This is a genomic window from Cellulomonas sp. P4_H12 (genome assembly GCF_056400905.1).
In genome coordinates this window covers 59784-79620 of the sequence record NZ_JBFUKJ010000006.1, presented here as the reverse complement: position 1 = coordinate 79620, position 19837 = coordinate 59784, and the positions used below count along the sequence as shown (strand labels likewise).

13 protein-coding genes are annotated in these 19837 nt (G+C 71.5%); 3 read left to right on the top strand and 10 right to left on the bottom strand.

Annotation, left to right across the window (positions count from 1 at the left end; genetic code table 11):
* Window positions 1–20 precede the first annotated feature (20 nt).
* The 8 genes from msrA to AC1DQC_RS05085 form a co-directional block, all read right to left on the bottom strand.
* Window positions 21–539, bottom strand: a complete 519-nt coding sequence (gene msrA / locus AC1DQC_RS05120) for a peptide-methionine (S)-S-oxide reductase MsrA (RefSeq protein ID WP_477050139.1) — start codon at window positions 537–539, stop codon at window positions 21–23.
* 76 nt (window positions 540–615) lie between these two features.
* Window positions 616–1656 carry a LacI family DNA-binding transcriptional regulator gene (locus AC1DQC_RS05115; protein ID WP_477050138.1) on the bottom strand — a complete coding sequence of 347 codons (1041 nt, stop codon included), beginning with the start codon at window positions 1654–1656 and terminating at the stop codon, window positions 616–618.
* Window positions 1657–1687: 31 nt separating this feature from the next.
* The gene (locus tag AC1DQC_RS05110; RefSeq protein ID WP_477050137.1) at window positions 1688–3697 is read right to left on the bottom strand and encodes a beta-galactosidase; all 2010 of its coding nucleotides are present in this window, start codon (window positions 3695–3697) and stop codon (window positions 1688–1690) included.
* The gene (locus AC1DQC_RS05105) at window positions 3694–5817 is read right to left on the bottom strand and encodes a beta-galactosidase (protein WP_477050136.1); all 2124 of its coding nucleotides are present in this window, start codon (window positions 5815–5817) and stop codon (window positions 3694–3696) included. Before AC1DQC_RS05105 ends, AC1DQC_RS05110 begins: the two co-directional genes overlap by 4 nt.
* Window positions 5818–5927: 110 nt before the next feature.
* Window positions 5928–8939 carry a beta-galactosidase, LacZ type gene (gene lacZ, locus AC1DQC_RS05100; protein WP_477050135.1) on the bottom strand — a complete coding sequence of 1004 codons (3012 nt, stop codon included), beginning with the start codon at window positions 8937–8939 and terminating at the stop codon, window positions 5928–5930.
* The gene (locus AC1DQC_RS05095; RefSeq protein ID WP_477050134.1) at window positions 8936–9748 is read right to left on the bottom strand and encodes a carbohydrate ABC transporter permease; all 813 of its coding nucleotides are present in this window, start codon (window positions 9746–9748) and stop codon (window positions 8936–8938) included. Before AC1DQC_RS05095 ends, lacZ begins: the two co-directional genes overlap by 4 nt.
* A complete protein-coding gene (locus tag AC1DQC_RS05090) occupies window positions 9741–10721 on the bottom strand; it encodes a carbohydrate ABC transporter permease (protein WP_477050133.1) in 981 nt (326 codons plus the stop codon). Before AC1DQC_RS05090 ends, AC1DQC_RS05095 begins: the two co-directional genes overlap by 8 nt.
* Window positions 10722–10808: 87 nt before the next feature.
* Entirely contained in the window at window positions 10809–12128 is a 1320-nt protein-coding gene (locus AC1DQC_RS05085; protein WP_477050132.1) for an ABC transporter substrate-binding protein, read from the bottom strand.
* A gap of 358 nt (window positions 12129–12486) precedes the next feature.
* Between AC1DQC_RS05085 and AC1DQC_RS05080 the strand changes: the two genes are divergently transcribed.
* The 3 genes from AC1DQC_RS05080 to AC1DQC_RS05070 are packed head-to-tail and all read left to right on the top strand — an operon-like array spanning window position 12487 to window position 15948.
* The gene (locus AC1DQC_RS05080; RefSeq protein WP_477050131.1) at window positions 12487–13518 is read left to right on the top strand and encodes a LacI family DNA-binding transcriptional regulator; all 1032 of its coding nucleotides are present in this window, start codon (window positions 12487–12489) and stop codon (window positions 13516–13518) included.
* Window positions 13519–13546: 28 nt separating this feature from the next.
* Window positions 13547–14533 carry a phosphotransferase family protein gene (locus AC1DQC_RS05075; RefSeq protein WP_477050130.1) on the top strand — a complete coding sequence of 329 codons (987 nt, stop codon included), beginning with the start codon at window positions 13547–13549 and terminating at the stop codon, window positions 14531–14533.
* Entirely contained in the window at window positions 14530–15948 is a 1419-nt protein-coding gene (locus AC1DQC_RS05070; protein WP_477050129.1) for an MATE family efflux transporter, read from the top strand. The genes AC1DQC_RS05075 and AC1DQC_RS05070 overlap by 4 nt, the downstream gene beginning before the upstream one ends.
* Here AC1DQC_RS05070 and AC1DQC_RS05065 read toward each other — a convergent pair.
* A complete protein-coding gene (locus AC1DQC_RS05065) occupies window positions 15871–16707 on the bottom strand; it encodes a glycosyltransferase family A protein (RefSeq protein WP_477050128.1) in 837 nt (278 codons plus the stop codon). The two genes, AC1DQC_RS05070 and AC1DQC_RS05065, sit on opposite strands and share 78 nt — an antisense overlap.
* 29 nt (window positions 16708–16736) lie before the next feature.
* Window positions 16737–19775, bottom strand: coding sequence for a glycosyl hydrolase 53 family protein (locus AC1DQC_RS05060; protein WP_477050127.1), 3039 nt, complete (start codon window positions 19773–19775; stop codon window positions 16737–16739).
* Between the last annotated feature and the right edge of the window lie 62 nt (window positions 19776–19837).

Below are 19837 nucleotides of genomic sequence, written 5' to 3'. Positions count from 1 at the left end.
TGAACGACATTGACCCGGAGCTATCCCACCCGCTGCTCGTCGCGGTGCGGGAGCCGCCAGCCCGGGCGCACGTAGTGGCACGTGTATCCGTGCGGGAGCTTCTCCAGGTAGTCCTGGTGCTCCTCCTCGGCCTCCCAGAACTCACCCGCCGGCTCGACCTCGGTGACGACCTTGCCCGGCCAGAGCCCGGACGCGTCGACGTCGGCGATCGTGTCGAGCGCGACCCGACGCTGCTCGTCGGAGGTGAAGAAGATCGCCGACCGGTAGCTGCGGCCGATGTCGTTGCCCTGCCGGTTCTTGGTCGACGGGTCGTGGATCTGGAAGAAGAACTCCAGCAGGTCCCGGTACGAGATCTGGTCGGGATCGAAGACGATCTCGACGGCCTCGGCGTGGTCGCCGTGGTTGCGGTACGTGGCGTTCGGGGTGTCGCCCCCCGAGTACCCGACGCGGGTGGAGATCACTCCGGGGCGGCGGCGCAGCAGCTGCTGCGCACCCCAGAAGCACCCGCCGGCAAGGATCGCCGTCTCCGTCGTGGCCATCTGCAACCTCCTTCATGGGGACGGCTGCGGCCGTCGGGTGATCTTGACCCCGCAGCGTGCCGGGGCGCAACCGACGTCAGGCAGGGGTCGCCAGAACCGATCCGGTGCTGGCGCGCACCACGAGGGAGGTGGGCAGCGTGACGGGGGCCGGCTCCCCACCCTCGACCAGCTCGACCAGCAGGCGCACCATCTCGCCGGCGATCCGCATCAGCGGCTGGCGCATGGTGGTGAGCGGCGGGTCGAGGTTCGCTGCGAGCCCGGAGTCGTCGAAGCCTCCGACGGCGACGTCCTGCGGGACCCGTCTGCCGGCCTCGCGGAGCGCCTGCAGCGCCCCCGCAGCCATCAGGTCGGAGCCCACGAACACCGCGTCGAGGTCGGGTCGGCGCTCGAGGAGCGTGCGCATCGCCACCGCGCCCCCTTCGCGCGTGTAGTCACCGTGGGCCACGAGCGACTCGTCGTAGAGCGAGCCGAGCTCGTCGCGGTAGCCCTCGAGCCGGAGCCTGCCGCCGGGGGTGTCCAGGGGTCCGGTGATCGTCGCGATCCTGGTGCGGCCGATCTCGAGCAGGTGCCGCGTCATCCGCCGCCCGCCGCCGAGGTCGTCCGCGGCGACGTACCCGAGGCTGCCCTCGAAGCCGAGCGGGATGCCGCACGAGATCATCGGGATGCCCTGCCGCACCAGCGCGTCGAGCAACGGGTTGCCGCTGTGCGACGAGATCGCGAGGACGCCGTCGACGTGCCCGGCGCCGACGTACGACGAGACCTGCTCCTGCTCCTCGGGGGTTCCCGCGACCATGAGCAGGAGCGGCATGCGGCGTGCGGCCAGCGCCTCGGCGGCTCCCCGCAGGAGGATCGAGAAGTTGGGGTCCTCGAAGAGCAGGTGCTGGGGCTCGGTCAGCAGGAACGCCACCGAGTTCGACCGTCCGGTGACCAGGCTGCGCGCGTGCTGGTTCGCGGAGTACCCGGTGGTCCGGATGGCCTCCTCGACCGCCGCGAGCGAGTCCGGCGACACCCAGTGCCCCCCGTTGATGACGCGCGAGACCGTGCCCCGGGACACGCCGGCCGCCGCCGCGACGTCACGGATCGTCGGGCGCTTGCGCGGCGCGGTCGTCGGTCCCATCGCCCGAGACTCTAGGGGAACACGAGCCCGATCAGTCCTCTCGGACGACGACGACGCCCCGCGCCGGGACGTCCGCCCCCGCCTCGTGACGTCGGTCGGCCACCAGGTCGTGCCCGGAGACGTGCAGAGGCACGCCCGCGTCGGTGTGGTTGAGCGCGAACAGCCAGCTGCCGGACGCGCCCGTCCGGCGCACGACCTCCAGGCCGCCGGGCGACGGGACGAGGGACGACACGCCGGCCGCAGCGAGCACGCGCCCGAGCAGGTCGGTGAGGGACGGGTGGTCGAGGCGGGTCGACAGGTACCACGCCGCACCGCTCGACCGCGTGGTCCGGCGCGTGACCGCAGGACCGCCCGCCGACGGTCCGTCGACGTAGGTCGCCAGGACCTCGGCGCCTGTCGACGTCATCCGCTCGGTCCAGACCTCCCCGGTGCCCCCGTCGCTCAGCGCCGTGGTCCCCTCGGCCGCCAGCGGCGCGAACTCCTCCACGCGCACCCCCAGCAGGTCCCGGAACGCCCCCGGGTACCCACCCAGGAGCACCCGGTCGGAGCCGTCGACGATGCCCGAGAAGTAGGAGACGAGCACCTGTCCGCCGCGGGCCACGACCTCGGTCAGCCGGTCCGCAAGGTCCGGCGGGGCCAGGTAGAGCGTGGGCACCAGGACGACGTCGTAGCCGTCGAGCGACGACCCGGCCGGCAGGACGTCCACCGTGACACCGGCGTCGAGCAGCGCGCCGTGCATGCGCTGCGCGAGGTCGAGGTAGCGCAGGTCGACGGTCGGGTGGGCCTCGAGCTCGGCGGCCCACCACGCCTGCGTGTCCCACAGGAGTGCCACGCGTGCCTGCTCGACCTCGCTCCCCCGCACCTCGGCGAGGCGGCCCAGGGTCGCGCCGAGCTCGACGACGTCCCGGAACAGCTGGGAGTCCCGGCCGGCGTGCGGAACCAGCCCGGAGTGGTACTTCTCCGCGCCGGCGCGCGACTGCCGCCACTGGAAGAAGAGCACGCCGTCCGAGCCGCGGGCGACGTGCTGCAGCGCGTTGCGCAGCATCTGCCCGGGCTCCTTGGCGATGTTGCGCGGCTGCCAGTTGACCGCGCTCGTGGAGTGCTCCATGAGGATCCAGGGGTGTCCCCCGGCCAGCCCGCGGGTCCTGTCGGCGCTGAAGGCGAGCTCCGCCCACCCGCGCGGGTCCTCGCCCCAGAGGTAGTGGTCGTTGGACACGATGTCGACCAACGGCGTGGTCTGCGTGTAGTCGATCTGGTGGAAGTCGCCCATGACCATGTAGTTGGTGGTCACCGGCAGGTGCGGCGTCACCTCGCGCAGCACCGCCGCCTCGGCCTCGAGGTGCGCGACGAACGCGTCGGACGAGAACCGCTCGAACGCGAGCCGCTGCCCCGGGTTGGGGATCGTCGTGGAGCGTCGGGGCGGCAGGATCTGCTCGAAGGACGTGTAGCGCTGACCCCAGAACGCAGTCCCCCACGCCAGGTTGAGCGCGTCGATGTCCGCGTACTCCTTGCCCAGCCAGTCGCGGAACGCGGCCGCCGAGACGTCGCAGTAGCAGCGCCCGTTGTGGCAGGCGAGCTCGTTGGACACGTGCCACATCTTCACCGCGGGATGGTGGCCGTACCGCTCGGCGACCACCCGGGCGATCCGCGTGGCGTGGTGCCGGATGACCGGCGAGCTCACGCACCACGACTCGCGGCTGCCGTGCGTGAACCGCAGGCCGTCGGCGTCCACCGGCAGCATCTCGGGGTGCTGCAGGTGCAGCCAGACCGGCGGGGCCGCGCTGGGCGTCGCCAGGTCCACCCCGATCCCGGCCTCGTGCAGCAGGTCCAGCACCCGGTCGAGCCACCCGAACTCGAACCGTCCTTCCTCGGGCTCCAGCTCGCCCCAGGAGAAGATCCCGACGCTCACCAGCGTCACGCCCGCCTCGCGCATGAGCGCGACGTCCTCGGCCCAGACCTCCTCCGGCCACTGCTCCGGGTTGTAGTCCGCACCGAACGCGATGCCCTCGCTGGGCCACGGGCCGGTCCAGCGCGCGCTCACCGGGTCACCGCCACGAGCACGTCCCACGCGCCGAGCGTGACGGTGTCGCCCGGGGTGAACCGAGCCGGGGTCGGCCAGGACCCGTGCGGCGCCGCGATGACGTCGAGGTCGGTAGGAACGGTGAGCACGGTGGCCTCCCAGGACCAGTTGTGGACGACGTGCACGCGCGCGCCGTCGGGTCGGGTCGAGCTGTGGACGGTGACGCTCGGCGGCAGGTCGGACCAGCCGGCGAGCGGGGTCGGCACCAACCAGTGCGCCAGGCTGCGGGCGAGGCTCAGGTCCGGCACGGTGCCGACGACCGTCACGCGACCCGCGCCGTACGCCCGCGTGGTGACCGCCGCCCAGGCTCCGAGGTGCGGGTGCTCGTAGGTGGCGAGGACGTCCGCGCCGTCCGCGACGAGGCACTCGGCCCAGGCCGTCGCCGCCGCGCCGTCGTCGAGCGGGAACGCGGCGGACCCGCGCACCGGGACCGGCTCGTCGAGGTTGGAGAACTCGTCGTACCAGGCTCCGGCCGGCTCGGACAGGCGCGCGGGCTGGGTCTCGGCCCGTGCGCGCGCCTCGTCGTCCGCGTACCCGGTCCGGGGCCCAACGACGAGGTGCCCGCCGGCCTCGGCGTACCGCCGGAGCCAGTCGAGGTCGCGGTCGGAGGCCGGGTAGTAGCCGGCCGCGACCAGCACCGGATGGGTGCGGGCGGCCTGCGCCGGTGCCTCGTCGAACAGGTAGCGCGGGCGCACCACGCGCACCTGCAGGCCGGCGTCGAAAGCGCCCCGGTAGAAGGACGCGACGATCCGGGGGTAGCTGTTGCGGTCCCCGGCGCCGTCGGGGAGCTGCAGCGGCGGCTGGGCGGCGAGCGCGAACCGGGCCTTGGTCGACGACAGGATCGCGATGTCGGCGTCGGGCGTCGCGTCGGCGATCGCGCCGCCCGCCCCGGAGAGCTCCTCACCCAGCCGGGCGATCTCGGCGTAGGCCCGGCCCGGCTGCCCGCTGTGCGGCAGGACGCCGCCCCAGTACGTCTCGGTCCCGTAGTGCAGCGTGTGCCAGTGCCAGTACTCGACCATCCGCGCGCCCCGCGCGACCAGCGCCCAGGCCGCCTGGCGCCACTGGCCGGGATAGGCCGGGTAGTTGGTGCTCGGGCCACCGATCGCCTGGGCATCCGTCTCGGTCACCAGGAACGGCTCGCCCCGGCTGGAGAACATCGCGTCGCCCGACTGGAACAGCGTCCAGGTCCCCTCGGTCGTCCAGTACTGCGGCACGACGGCTGCACTCGGGTGCGCGAGCCCGTCCTGCATGCGGTAGTAGGGGTTCCCGCTCGTGACGTCCAGGACGGCGGCGAGGTCGGCGTCCTCGAGCGCCGGGCGCTCGTAGGAGATGCAGGTGGTGACGAACTGGTCGGACCGGGCGAGCTCGCGGACCGCCTGGGCCTGCCAGGCGATCATCTCGGTGGTCAGGGCTGCCTGGAACTCGCGCCAGGCGAGGTCGTACTGCGGCTGGGCGTTGCCGTCCGGGGTCCACAGGTCCGCCCACGACGACAGCCGGTGCGACCAGTAGACGAGGCCCCACTCGCGGTTCAGGGTCTCGACGTCGCCGTACGTGTGCCGCAGGTGGTCGACGAACCGCTGGAACACCCCGTGGTTGTGCAGGAGGTGCAGCCCGGGCTCGTTGTCCACCTGGAAGCCGATCACGGCGGGGTGGTCCCGGTAGCGCTCGACGATCTTGCGCAGGATCCGCTCGGCGTGGAACCGGAACACCGGGTGCGTGAAGTCCGCCTCCTGCCGTGCGCCCCAGCCCATCGGGTGGCCCGTGCGGTCCTCGCCGGCGACCTCGGGGTAGCGCCGGACCAGCCACATCGGCAACGCATACGTCGGCGTGCCGATCACCACGTCGATCCCCCGGGCCAGTGCCCCGTCGAGGACGGGCTCGAGCCAGTCGAGCTCGAACCTGCCCTCGTCGGGCTCCCACGTGGACCAGACCGACTCCCCCACCCGGATCACCGAGAACGCCGCGGCCTGCATGAGGTCGAGGTCCCGCTCCAGCGTCTCGGGCTTCGGGTCCTGACCCGGACCGGCGTACTCGTAGTAGTACGCCGCGCCGAACCGCACTCGGTCGTGCTGCAGAGCCATGGTCGTCTCTCCGTGGTGGTAAGAGCGGGCGGAGCCCGATCCGAGCTCAGGCCGCGGCGAACCGGCCGCCGACGGGAGTGCACGCACTCCCGTCGGCGAGGTGCCGGGCCTTAGAGGAGGCCCCGGAAGGCGAACCGGAACGTCAGCTCGGTCTGGGTGGGCAGGCGGTACTCGGGATGGGTCTGTGCGCCCCAGGAGTCGTCGCCACCGACCCCGCGCCGCTGGAGCGCCGGCCGCAGGACCGTCTGGTAGATCGGCGGCAGCTCGGTGTGGTGCGCCGCGTTCTCGATCTCGAACGGCGTCCACGGCAGGGCCGACAGCTCCATCCCGTGGTCCGACTCCAACCGCAGGCCGGCACCCTGCTCGTCGGTCACGGTCGCCCAGCGCACGCCGGTCCGGCTGCCCGCCTCCTGCGGACGCAGGTACGGCGTGAGCGAGGTACGGACGTCGGCGTCCCACACGCCCAGCCGCGCGCCTGCTCGGCGGTCGACGTAGGACTCCTCGGGCCCCTCGCCGTACCAGCGCAGGGTGCGGAACGCGGGGTCGGTCACCAGCAGCAGCCCGAGCTCCGGCATGTCCGACAGCCCCGCGCCGGGACGCACGGTGAGGGTCACCTCGACGCGCCCGTCACCGTCCACGAGGTAGGAGAGCTCGCACTCCCCCGCGGGCGACGTGGGCAGCTCGTACCGGAAGCGGACCAGGACGCCGGCGTCCGTCTGCTCGACCGCCGGCTGGTCGGGACCGCGGACAGCCGTCGCGTACCGGCTGGCGATGAGCCACGCGCCGTCCTGCACGGGGGCGCCCCAGCCGTGCTCGTTGGAGGTGGGTGCGTGCCAGAAGCACGGCTGGGGCACCGACCGCAGGAGCTCGCGGCCCCCGTCCGGCGTCAGCCCGTAGCGGTACGAGAGCAGCCCGCCGTGCAGCCGCGAGAACAGGGCGGTGAAGTGCCGGCCCCGCACGCCCACGTTGTGGATGCCGTGGACCACCTCCGGCGCGGCGACCCGCCGGGTCGACGTCGAGGCCGCGGCCGGGACGGACACGACCGCCTGCTCGTAGGCCACCTCGTGCCCCGCCGGCGCCCAGCGCGTGGTGCGACGCAGCCGGAAGGACACGTCGACCGTGTACTCGCCGGGCGCGGTCGGCACGGTGACCGGGAGCGCGTAGATCTCCGAGGCCCCCGGGGCGACGGCCGTCTCCAGCACCTCCTCCTGGAGCACCCGGCCCTCCCGGGCGAGGGTCACGACGCACTCGTGCGCCGACGAAGGGGTGGCGAGGTGCCGGTTCTCGACCGTGACCTTGTCGCTGCCCACCGAGAGCCGGTAGCCCTGGTAGAGGTACCGCACCTCCTGGGTGAGCGGCTTGAGGGTGCGATCGGCGAAGACGATGCCGTTGCCGCTGAAGTCGGAGTCGTGCGGCGCGTCCCCGAAGTCCCCGCCGTAGCCGAAGTACTCCCGGCCAGCGGCGTCGGTGCGCCGGAGTGCCTGGTCGGCGAAGTCCCAGATGAAGCCGCCCTGGAACAGAGGCTCGCGGTAGGCGAGGTCGACGTACTTGTGGACCGCCCCGAACGAGTTGCCCATCGAGTGGGCGTACTCGCACAGCAGGTAGGGCTTGTCGCGGTGCGACGCGAGGAACTCCTCGATCTCGGCCGCCGGCGCGTACATCCGCGAGACCACGTCGGTCGTCTGCGGGTGCCGCGGGTCCCAGTGGACGCCTTCGTAGTGCACCGGCCGGGAGTCCGCGCGACGGAAGTACTCCGCGACCTCCAGGATGGTCGTCCCGCCGAACGACTCGTTGCCGCACGACCACATCACGACGCTGGGGTGGTTCTTGTCCCGCTCCAGCATGCTCTCGGCGCGATCGAGCAGAGTGGGCAGCCACTCGGGACGATCCCCGGGCAACGCCTCCTCGACCCCCGCCCCAGCGAACCTGATCCGGTCCCACATCCCGTGCGACTCGAGGTTCATCTCGTCGATGACGTAGAGCCCGTACTTGTCGCAGAGCTCGTAGAAGAACGAGTTGTTCGGGTAGTGGCTGGTCCGCACGGCGTTGATGTTCAGCCGCTTCATGAGCCGGACGTCGGCCTCGGTCTGCTCGCGGGTGATCACGCGACCCTGCAGGCCGAACTCGTGCCGGTTGACCCCGTTGAAGACCACGCGGGACCCGTTGACCTTCAGCAGGCCGTCCTCGATGCCGAACCGTCGCACCCCCACCTTCACGGGGACGTGCTCGGTCAGGCGGCCCGACGCGTCGTACACGTCGAGCACGAGGTCGTACCGGTGCGGGTCCTCCGCGCTCCACAGCCGCGGGCTCTCGATGCGGACCACGAGCTCGTCGTCGCCGGAGAGCTCTCCCGCACCGGTGATCCTGGCGTCCACGCGGCCGTCGCCGGCCAGGTCGACGCGCACGCGCACCGTCGCCTCGGAGAGGTCGTCCGCGACGTCGGTGACCACGCGCACGTCCTCGACGTGCACCGCGGGCCGCCGGTACAGGACGACGTCCCGGAACAGGCCCGAGAACCGGAAGAAGTCCTGGTCCTCGATCCACGAGCCGGCGCTCCACCGGACCACCTGCGCCACGAGGACGTTCTCGCCGGCGACCAACGCGTCGGTGAGGTCGAACTCCGACGGCGTGAAGGAGTCCGTCCCGTAGCCCACGTAGGCGCCGTTCAGCCAGACGGCCACGGCGCTCTCGGCGCCGTGGAAGCTCACGCTCAGCCGCTCGCCGGGCCCGAGCGGGTGCTCGAGGGCGAAGGTCCGCCGGTACGTCGCCACGGGGTTGAACCGCTGGGGAACCTGCCCCGGCTCGACCTGCTCGTAGCCGTCCCACGGGTACTGCACGTTCGTGTACTGCGGGCGGTCGTAGCCGAGCAGCTGAAGGTGGGCGGGGACCGGCACGTCGTCCCAGCCGCTGTCGTCGACGTCCACCCGCTCGAAGCCGGGGACGACGAGGGCGGGGCTCTTCGCGTAGTGCAGCTTCCACAGCCCGATGAGCGACTGCTCGAAGGAGCTCGTCCCGGTGGCCGCCTCCTGGGCAGAGGCGAACCACCGGTGGTCGGAGTGCGCGGCGAGCCGGTTCTCGTGGACGAGCTCGGGGTCGGCGATCCGGTCGAGGTCGAAGGTCACTTGATGGCCCCCGTGACGCCCTCTGCGAAGCTGCGCTGCAGCAGGAGGAACACGACCACCGTCGGCACCGAGACGATGAACACGGCGAGCATGAGGCTCCCGTAGTCGGTGACGTACCCGGCGCGCATGTTCGACAGCAGCATCGGCAACGTCTGGTACGCGTTGTCGACGAGGATCACCTTCGGCCACAGGAAGTTGTTCCACGAGAACAGGAAGGTGATGACACCCGCGGCAGCGAGGGTGGGCTTCATCGTCGGCAGGTAGATGCGCGCGAAGATGCTCACCTCGCCCAGCCCGTCGAGGCGCGCCGCCTCGATGATCTCGTGCGGGAACGTCCGCGAGGCCTGCCGGAACAGCAGGATGAGGAACGGCGTCGCGATCAGGGGCACGATGACCGCGACCGTCGAGTTCACCAGTCCCAGCTGGGCGAAGAGGCGGAACAGCGGGATCATCGTCGCCGCGAACGGGATCATGATCGCCAGGAGCAGGATGGCCATGACGGCGTCCTTCGCCCGCGAGTGGTAGATCTCGAACGCGTACCCCGCGATGGAGCACAGCACCAGGGCGAGCAGGGTCGTCGCGATGGCGTTGACCGCCGAGTGGTAGAACGCCGTCCCCAGGGGCTGGGAGTCGACGAGCGCCTTGAAGTTGTCGAGCAGGTGGCCACCCGGCAGCAGCTTGGACGCCAGGACCTCGTTGCTGGTGTTCGTCGCCGAGACGGTCATGAAGTAGAGCGGGAAGACCGACAGGATGACCGCGACCCAGAGGAACACGTATGCGGGGATCCGGCGAAGAGTTGTCCTAGTCACGCTTGTCGCCCACCTTCAGCTGGATGGCGGCCAGGATGGCCACGATGATGAGGATCGCGTAGGAGATCGCAGCCGCGTACCCGAAGTTGGGGCTGTTGCGGAACGACACGTTGTACAGGTAGTGCGAGACCGACATCGTCGTGTTGCCCGGACCACCGGCGGTGAGGTTGAACGACTCGTCGAACATCTGCAGCGTCCCGTTGGTCGACAGGATCGCGCAGAGCAGGATGATGGGCTTGAGCTGCGGCATGGTCACGTACCAGAAGGTCTTGAACCCGTTCGCGCCGTCGACGCGGGCGGCCTCGAGGGTCGACCTGTCGATGTTCTGGAGGGCGGCCAGGAAGAAGATCATGTTGTAGCCGGTCCACCGCCACAGCAGGCCGAGGATGATCACCATCCGGGCCGTGTTCGTCTGGCCGAGCCAGTTGACCGGAGAGTCGAGTATCCCGAACTGCGTGAGCAGGTCGTTGGCGAGGCCGTCCGTGGCGAAGATCTGCCGGAACACGAGCGAGTAGGACACGAGGCCCACCGCGCAGGGCAGGAAGATCGCGGTCCGGAAGAACCCCTTCCACCGCAGCCACGGCGCGTTGAGCAGGTTCGCCAGCAGCATCGCCAGCAGCAGCATGATCGGGACCTGGATGATCAGGTAGATGAACGTCGTGCTCAGCGTCAGCTTGAACTGGTCGTCCTGGAGCAACCGCTGGTAGTTCAACCACAGCGGCTCTGCCCAGTGCAGCTTGGTCCCGCGTCCCGTCTTGAGCGACAGGAAGAGCGCCTGGATCATCGGCCAGAAGTTGACCAGAACGATGATGGCCGCGGCGGGCACGATGAACGTCCACCCCGTCAGGCTGCGGCGGCGCTGGATCGCCGACAGGGGTGCGGCCTTGGGCGGCCGGGACGGGCGGGACGTCTTCGTCCCGGGAGGGGGCGCGCTCGGCGCGCGGCCCTCGGTCGGTGCGGTGGGAGCGGACATGAGCGGCTCACCTCTTCTTCGCGGTGACGGGCAGGGCAGGAAAGCGGGCGGCGGAGAGTGTTGTGGCCTCCGCCGCCCGCCCTCAGGTCACCCCATGGCGAACTCGACGGTCTGCTGCGCCTGGTCGAGCTCGGCCTTCGGGTCCGCGCCGTTGAGGATGTTGGTGATGGCGACGCTCACGGCGTCCCGACCCTCGTAGTAGTAGGCGCCCGTGTTGTTGCTGGGCACCTTCGCGGCGAACTTCAGGACGTCGGCGTAGATCGGCTGCCCGCCGTAGAACTCCTGCGGCTCGCTGTAGACGTCCGACTCACCCGCCGGGAGCCAGTTCGCGAGTGCACCGGACTTGGGCAGGATCGTGTCGTAGAACTCGGTCGAGCCGGCGAACGTGGCGTCGAGGAAGTCGCTGGCGAGCGCCTCGTTGCCGTTCGGGGTGATGGCCCAGGACGAGCCACCGTTCGCGGTGTAGTTCGTCGCGCCCTTCACGCCGTCGAGCTTCGGCACGTTGGTGACGGCCCACTTGCCGGACTGGTCGGCGGCGGACTGGATGGAGCCGGAGATCCACACGCCGTTGACGACGCCGGCCGTGTTCGAGTTGACGATCGTGTTGATGTACTCGTCCCACGAGTTGACCTCGACGAAGACGCCGGCCTTGACCAGCTGCCCGTACATGTCGATGGCGGCCAGCAGCGCGTCGTTGTCGGTGATGGTCGGGTTGCCCTCGTCATCGAAGAGGCTCGCGCCGGCGCTCTGCAGCATCATCATGATGGTGTCCGCCGAGCCGGCCTGGCCCGTCAGCAGCGGCTTGCCCGTCTTGGCCAGCACGTCCTTGCCGATCGTGAGGAACTGGTCCCACGTGATGTCGGTGAAGTCGTCGATCGTGTAGCCGGCCTGCTCGAGGACGTCCGTGCGGTACGCGCCGATCGCGGTCCCGTTGTCGAACGGCACGCCGTAGTGGGTGTCGTCGACCGTGGAGTACGCCACGACCGAGTCGGGGAACTCGGTGTAGTCCACCTTCGAGTCGTCGAAGTTGGCGAAGATGTCCGGGTAGTTGATGACGTTCTTCTGGAACGCGTTGTTCTGCATGAGGAAGATGTCGGGCAGCTGGTCGGTCTCGCCCGACTGGGCCAGCGTGGTCAGCTTGGTCTGCAGGTCGTCCCACGGCGTCTCGACGATGTCGAGCTTGAAGTCCGGGTGGTCAGCCTGGTAGACCTTCTCGGCCTCCTGGAGGGCGTAGATGTTGAACGCCGGGTCCCAGGCCCACACCGTCAGGGTGTTGTCGCCGGAGCCACCGCTCGCGCCGGCCGTCTCATCCCCGCCCGAGCCGCCGTCTCCGCCGCTGCAAGCGGCGAGGGCGAGGCTCAGCGACAGGACTGCGCCCAGCGCGCCGAGCGTGCGTGTCTTCTTCATCGGGTGATCCCTTCGTGCTGTTGGTCGTCCTTGACCGGTGCCGGCTCTCGCCGCGTCGCCGGCCCGGCTCGAGCGCCGCAACGTCGCGGCGGTCGAGCGGGAGAGGTCGACAGTGCTGTTGTGAGGTCGTGCGCCGTGCTGTGGTGAGGCGGTTACCAGCTCCAAGCCACAGGGGTCTGGTCCACACCGACCACGAACGAAACGGGGCCTCGCTCGACCTTCTCTGGCGTTTGGTGACGTCACCATAGCAGCGGCCAGCGGTCCGGTCAGCGACGGTTTGGTAACGGAAAGATATGTATTTTCCGCGTACTAATGCGTTTGGTGACGTCAACATGCCCGGTAGCACTAGCATCTCGCCATGACAACCGCGCCAGCGCCCGGCCGACGCCGCTCGGGCCCCTCGATCGGCGACGTCGCCCGCCTCGCCGGGGTGTCGCCGCAGACGGTGTCCCGTGTCTCGACCGGCGCCGACTCCGTCCGACCGAGCACCCGCGCCAAGGTCGTGCACGCGATGGACCAGCTCGGGTACTCGCCGAACCGGGCGGCCCAGGCGTTGCGGAACGGCACGTTCGGCGCCATCGGAGTGCTCTCGACCGGCTTCCAGCGCACCGGCGAGGCCCTGACGGCCGAGGCCCTCGTCGAGGCCGCCGCGCTCGAGGACTACTCGGTCACGCTGCTCCACGTGCGCAACCCCGCCCGCGAGAGCTGGGACCACGCCGCACATCGGATCTCGCACCAGGCCATCGACGGCCTCGTCATCATGCGGGCCGAGCAGGCCTCGCCGGCGACGCTGGTGCTCCCCGCAGGAATGCCGGTCGCAGTGTCCTTCTCCAAGTTCGCGGGCCACTACCCCACCGTCTCCGCCGACCAGGTCCAGGGCAGCGAGGATGCGGTGCGCCATCTCCTCGGCCTGGGACACCGCACCGTGCACCACCTCGCCGGGCCGCAGGACTCGGAGCACGCCCTGGTGCGCAGCGGCACGTGGCGCCGCTGCCTCCTGGAGGCCGGGATCCGTCCTCCCGAGCCGGTGTACGGCGACTGGAGCGCGCACGACGGCTATGAGGCCGGCCTGCGGCTCGCGGCCGACCCCGAGGTCACCGCCGTGTTCTGCGCCAACGACGAGATGGCGCTCGGCCTCGTCCGGGCGCTGCACGAGGCCGGCCGCCGCGTGCCGGAGGACGTCTCCGTGGTGGGTTTCGACGACATCGCCGTCGCCGGCTGGACGTCGCCTCCCCTGACGACCGTCCGGCAGGACTTCCACGCCATCGGCCGCGCGCTGATCACCCTGGTCGTCGGTCAGCTCCGGTCGCGGTCCGTCGCACCGCCGGCCCTGACGGTCGTGCCCACCGAGCTCATCGTCCGGGCGAGCACCGCACCGCCGCCACACTGACCACCCGCCGAACGATAGTGAGGACTCGATGGAGAGCATCACGAAGAACCGCCAGACGCCCGCGACGCTGCGTGCGATGGTCGAACGTGCCTACGGCGCCGACCAGGTGCCCACGGGCGAGCCGGACACCTGGCTCGAGGAGCTGGGGCACGGCTGGTTCAACGTCGCCTACCGGATCGTGCTGCGCGACGGCCGGGCCGTGGCGGTGAAGATCGCGCCGCCGCGGGACGTGCCGGTGATGACCGCGGAGCGCGGCGCGATGCGCATCGAGCTCGCTGCGCTGGCGTTGATCGCGGAGCGCACCGACGTCCCGGTCCCGCACGTCGACCACGCCGACCTGAGCCACGAGCTCGTCGACGCCGACTACTTCTTCATGCCGTTCGTCGACGCCGACAACTTCGGCATCATCAGCAAGGACCTGGGCACCGAGCAGCGCGACGCGTACAACGAGGCGCTCGGGGTCGCCAACCGCGAGCTGAACTCCCTGCGCGGCGGCTGGTTCGGACCGCTCGCCGGCCCAGGTCAGCCGTCCTGGCGCACCGCGTTCACCGGCATCGTGGAGGCCAACCTCGCCGACGGGGAGGCCCGCACCGTCGACATCGGCCGGGACTACGACGAGATCCGCAAGGTCGTCGCGCTGCACGCGGACGTCCTCGACGACGTCGTCGAGCCGCGGTTCGTCGAGTGGGACCTCTGGGACTCCAACGTCATGGTCCGCGACGGCAGGATCGTCACGATCATCGACCACGAACGCGCCCTGTACGGGGACCCGCTGATGGAGGCCGGCTTCGCCGCCATCGACCTGCCCGACTTCGGCGACCCGACACCCTTCATGCGCGGCTACGGCCATGCGGACCTCACACCGAGGGAGCAGACGCGCCGGCGCCTGTACACCCTGCACCTGGTCGTGATCATGGCGATCGAGACCGTCTACCGCGGACACACGACACCGACCCAGTACGACTGGGCGCGAGGGCAGATCGACAGGATGATGCGCCTGCTCACCGAGCCGTGAGCTCCCGCACGCTCGACGCCGCCGCCCTGGGCGAACGGCCCGTCGGGCGGCTGCTGTGGCAGGCCTGCACCCAGACCACCATCGCGGTCGGGGTCTACGGGATCTACGCGCTGACCAACGCCTGGTTCGTCGCCCGCGGCGTCGGGACCACCGCGATGGCGGCGGTCAACCTCGTCGCCCCGCTGCTCCTGGCGCTGGGCGCGGTCTCGACCGCCCTCGGCGTCGGAGCAGCCTCGGTCGTCTCCCGGCACCTCGGTGCCGGCGACACGAGGACCGCCGCGCGCGCCGCCGGGAACGCCTTCATCGCGTTCTGGGCCACCGCCGTCGGCATCACCGTGATCGGGCTGACCGGGCTCGAGCCGCTCCTGCGGCTGCTCGGCGCCCACGGCCCGACCCTCGACTACGCACGCGACTACGCCGTGGTCATCCTGGCCGGTGCGGTCGTCTCGACCGGGTTCTCCAGCCTGGTGCGCGCCGAGGGCCGGATGCGGTTCGCCACGATGCTGTGGGTCGTCCCGGTCGCCATCCAGATCACCCTCGATCCGCTGCTCATCTTCGGACTGGACCTCGGCGTCCGCGGAGCCGCCCTGGGCACCGTCGGCGGTCAGGCCGTCTCCGCCGCCATGAGCCTGTGGTTCTTCTTCGTCCAGCGGCACCGCCCCTACCGGGTGCGCGCGTCCGACCTGCGTCCCCACCTCCCGACGGTTCGCACCCTCGTGGGCATCGGCGCCCCCTCGTTCCTCGCCGGCTTCGGCGCCACCCTGCTCGTCGTCGTGGTCAACACCACGCTGTCCGGGGTGGCGGCCGCCACCGCGGCGCTCGCCGCCTTCGCGATCTGCTCGCGCATCCAGACGTTCGTCGCGATGCCGCAGCTCGGCATCAGCCAGGGGATGCAGCCGATCGTCGGGTACAACGCCGGGCGCCGGCTCACCACGCGCGTCCGACGCGCGCGGACCCTGTCGCTGCGCGGGACCCTCGTCTACAGCGCCGTCGCCGCCGGCTGCGTCGCCCTGCTCGCCGAGCCCATCGCCGCCGCGTTCGTCGACGACGCCTCCGTCCGGTCCGAGTCCGTCGACGCTCTGCGCATCCTCGCGATCGGGTTCGCCGCGGCCGGCGTCACGCCGCTGGTCTCCGCGTACTTCCAGGCCCTGGGCAGACCACGACCGTCCTACGTCCTCGCCGTCGGAACGCTCCTCCTGGTCAAGGTGCCGCTCGTGCTCGCCCTGGGCCACACCGGCCCCACCGGCACGTGGACCGGCCTGGCCGCCGGCGAGGTCCTGTCCGCGGGCATCGCACTCCTGGTCCTGCGCCGACTCGACGCCCCCGCCGCCCTGGGGTCAGCCCCGGCGCACGGCGATCCGGACGGCCGCGGCCATGCCGCCGTCGCCGTACGAGACCTCCCCGACCGGGAGTGAGCGGTCCGCGGCCACGAGGTCTTCCCACCGCCCGGCAGCGTCCATGGCGCGGGCCTCGAGCGCCAGCAGCACCTCCCGCAGGTGCCGCTCGAAGACGGCGCGGTGCTTGTCGACGAGGCGGCCGTAGAGCTCGAGCCGGGCGTCCATGGAGCGGACGTTCGCGGAGGCGGGCGCCGTCCGGTACTCGATGAGCGGCTCCGGCACGACGGCGACGTGCCCACCGTCGCCGACGAGCGACAGGAAGAAGTCCCAGTCCTCGAACCCGGCGCGCATGTCCTCGTCGTAGCCGCCGACCGCACGCCAGGCGTCGCGGCGGACGACCGCCGTGGCCGGGCAGGCGTTGCGATGCAGGAAGTCCACCGCCGACCCTCCCCCGGGCCGCACGACCGCGTCGATCACCCCGTGCGCACGCAGCCACGACGACGCGGCACGTGCGTCGGGGTCGCCGTCCAGCACCGCGGTCGTCCGCTCGAGGAACGTCGGTGCGAGGCGGTCGTCGCCGTCCAGCACGGCCACGAGGTCGGTCCCCGCGGCGGCGATCCCCGCGTTGCGGGCCGCGCCGACGCCGCGGTTGGGCTGCCGCAGCACCCGGACGCGAGCATCCCCCTGGAGGCGCTCGACGACCTCGACCGACTCGTCGTCCGTCGAGCCGTCGTCGACCACGATGACGGCGTCCGGGACGCGGGTCTGGCGCAGGACCGACTCGACCGCCTCGGCGACCAGCTCGCCCTGGTCGAACGCGGTGACGATGACGCTCACGCTCAGCACGCCTGATGCTGGCACGGGAGTCAGCGCACGGTCAGCCGCAGCGGCGCTGCGACGCCACTGCCGACCCTCCTGTCGTCGCTCACGTAGACCACGTGCACGGTGTACGTGCCCTTCGGCAGCGTCGCGAGCGTGACCGTCACGCTCCCGCCGTCGCTCGCCCGCAGGGGCACGGACGTCGACCTCGAGCCGTAGGTCACCCGGACCGTGCCGGTCGGCGACGTGAAGTCCGCCGCCTGCACCGTGACGGCGACCTTCGCGGCCTGCGACGGGCTGACGGTCGCGCCGGCGAGCTGCGCCGTCACGACCGGCGGTGTCCGGACGACCGCGACCAGGCCCGCCGTGGCCGAGGACCCGGCGACCACCGCGTCGCCGGAGTAGGTCACCTTGACGGCGTAGAGCCCGATCGCCAGGCGGGGCAGCTCGACCGCGAGCCGGCCTCCGTCCGCCTGCGAGAGCGGGACCTCCGTGGTCGCGGTGCCGGAGGTGACCGTGACCGTCCCCGTCGGGACCGTGCCCGGCGGCACCGAGCCGACCGTCACGTCGACCACGGCCCTGGTGCTCGTCGTGACGACGGCACGGCGCACGTGCGCGGTGACCGTGGACGCGAGCCTGGCGACGGTGAGCGTGCCGGCGGGGGCGTTCCCGGGCGCGACAGCCGCGTCACCGGCGTAGTCCACCGAGACGGCGTAGGTGCCGGCGGGCAGGACGGGCAGCGGCACGGTGACCTGACCCGCGTCGGCGGCGGTCAGGGTCGCGATGACCGACTGCGAGCCGTAGTGCACGGTGACCTGGCCGGTCGGTGCGGCCGACGCGCCGGCGCTCACCGTCACGTGGACCGACGCGGGCGTCACGGTGCTCACGGTGGTCGCCGCCAACGTGGCCGTCACGGTCGGGGCCGCGAGCGCGCTGACCTCGAGCTCCGCGACGGCGCCGTTGACCAGCGCCGTCGCCGCGGCGACGTCGTCGGCGGTGGCGAAGCTGCCGGCGAGGACGACCTGCCCGACCTCCACCGCGTGGTCGAGCGCCGCGAGCGAGGCGTCCGTGTACCAGGCGCGGTGGACGGCACCGGCGGCCGCGAGCGCGGCGTCGAGCGCGGAGGTGTCGGGTGCTGCGGCGCCGGTGCTGGGGGTCAGCACGACGTCGTCGAACCAGCCCCAGCCGTTCGCCGGGACCGATCCGCCGACCGCGACGGTCACGACACCGTCCGCCCCGACGACCACGTCGTCGACCGACGGGTTCGCCCAGAGCGCCCACCCGGTCTGCGGCATCGGCACGGACCAGGAGCCTGCCGACGTCTGCGCCGAGAGGCTGACGCCACCGACCTCGGGCGCACCGTGGTTCCACACCGAGAGCGTGTAGGCGCCGGGCGCGACCCCGGTGACCTGGCGGCCCACGGAGAAGGTGGCGTCGGAGCCGCTCCAGAAGTTCACGGCCATCGTGCCGCTGTGCACGTTCGCCGGCTCTTCCTTGACGTTCGCCACGTTCCAGTCGAGCGACCAGCCGGCGCCCCAGCTCTCGAAGCTGCCGTTGGGCACCACGTTGACCGGGAGAACTCGCACGGTCGCCGTCACGGCGTCGCCGTCGGCCGTGACCCCGCTGATCGTGTACGTGCCCGGGCCGCGGATCCACGCGACCGAGTCGCTCCACGTCACGGCGACATCGACGACGGTCAGGTCGTTGTACGTGACCGCGACCGTGCCCGGGAGAACCACGGCGTCACCGTCGGTGACCGTCACGCTGGGCGACTCGATCGAGTAGACCGCCCGCGGCGCGACCGCACCGGTCAGCACGTACCGGAACACCTGCAAGGACTCCAGCGGGTTCCCCGCGAAGTCGAACAGCGCCTGGTTGTCCCACTCGGAGCCGCCGTAGCGGGCGCCCGCGTCGACGGGGTCGTACTCCCCGACGTAGCTCGTCGCCCAGCCGGAGCCGTCCCGCTCCCACAGCACCTTGTTCGCCTCGAGCGCGCTCGGGGGGCCGACGGGCAGCCACGCGGGCTCCCAGTAGAAGACGCCGATCCCGGCGTCGCCCGGCACGTCCGCGACGGCCTGCATCACGTCACGCACCTCGTTCGCCTGGCCCTGCACCGAGTACGGGTAGGCGGGGTCGGCGACCGAGCCCTCGCGGATCACGTTGGGCTGTCCGTCGCCGTCCTCGAGGGTCCGCGCCCACGACGTCTCCGCGACCATGACCTTCTTGCCGTACGTGGTCGCGACGTCGCTCAGCACCGCCGTCAGGTTGTCCAGCGTGCCGTGCCAGAACGGGTAGTACGACGAGGCGAAGACGTCGTAGTCGACGTCCCGCGCGTCGAGCTCGGCCGCGTACCCGGCGTACCGGCCGGCCGACTCCGGGTTGGTGAAGTGCAGCGCGACGAGCGCGTCCGGGAGCACGTCGCGGACGGCGGCGCTGCCTGCCGAGAAGATCTGCGCCATGTCGTCCCAGCCGGTCACGCCCGCGATGCCGTTGTTCGTCTCGTTGCCGACCTGCACCATGTCGACGTCGACCCCGGCGTCCTCGAACGCCTGCAGGCTCTGCGCCGTGTAGGTCTCCACGGCAGCTGCCTTCTCGGCGACCGACAGCCCGGCCCACGCCTTGGGGGCCTGCTGCTTGCTCGGGTCCGCCCAGAAGTCGGAGTAGTGGAAGTCGACCAGCACGCCCAGTCCCGCGGCGGTCGCCCGCTCGCCGATCTCCACCGCCCGCTCGACGTCCACGTTGCCGGCGCCGTACCCGTGGCCCTGCGCGTCCCAGGGGTCGTTCCAGACGCGCACGCGCACGTCGGTGACGCCGGACTCGGCCAGCACGTCGAACAGGTCCGCGACCTGGCCGTCCGTGTCCCGGAACGTCACGCCGCTCTCCTCCAGGGAGAGGGCCGTGGAGACGTCGACGCCGCGCATGAAGCCCTCGGGCATCCCCTCGACCTTCTGCACGGTGATCCCGGCGTCGACCGGGGCCGGGTCGGCGGCCGCCGCCGGGAGCACGGCTCCCGGGACCAGCGCGAGGATGACCGATCCGGACGCCAGGCAGGCGGCGGCCCTGAGTCGACGAGGCAGTGAAGACACGGCGTTGTCCCTTCGTGGCGAGCGTCATCGGTCGTACGTCGTCGTCGACCGTGGCCGAGCAG

Coding starts and splice junctions, on each gene's coding strand:
- msrA (WP_477050139.1), bottom strand. CDS start 539: ATGGCCACGACGGAGACGGCGATCCTTGCCGGCGGGTGCTTCTGGGGT.
- AC1DQC_RS05115 (WP_477050138.1), bottom strand. CDS start 1,656: ATGGGACCGACGACCGCGCCGCGCAAGCGCCCGACGATCCGTGACGTC.
- AC1DQC_RS05105 (WP_477050136.1), bottom strand. CDS start 5,817: ATGGCTCTGCAGCACGACCGAGTGCGGTTCGGCGCGGCGTACTACTAC.
- AC1DQC_RS05090 (WP_477050133.1), bottom strand. CDS start 10,721: ATGTCCGCTCCCACCGCACCGACCGAGGGCCGCGCGCCGAGCGCGCCC.
- AC1DQC_RS05085 (WP_477050132.1), bottom strand. CDS start 12,128: ATGAAGAAGACACGCACGCTCGGCGCGCTGGGCGCAGTCCTGTCGCTG.
- AC1DQC_RS05080 (WP_477050131.1), top strand. CDS start 12,487: ATGACAACCGCGCCAGCGCCCGGCCGACGCCGCTCGGGCCCCTCGATC.
- AC1DQC_RS05075 (WP_477050130.1), top strand. CDS start 13,547: ATGGAGAGCATCACGAAGAACCGCCAGACGCCCGCGACGCTGCGTGCG.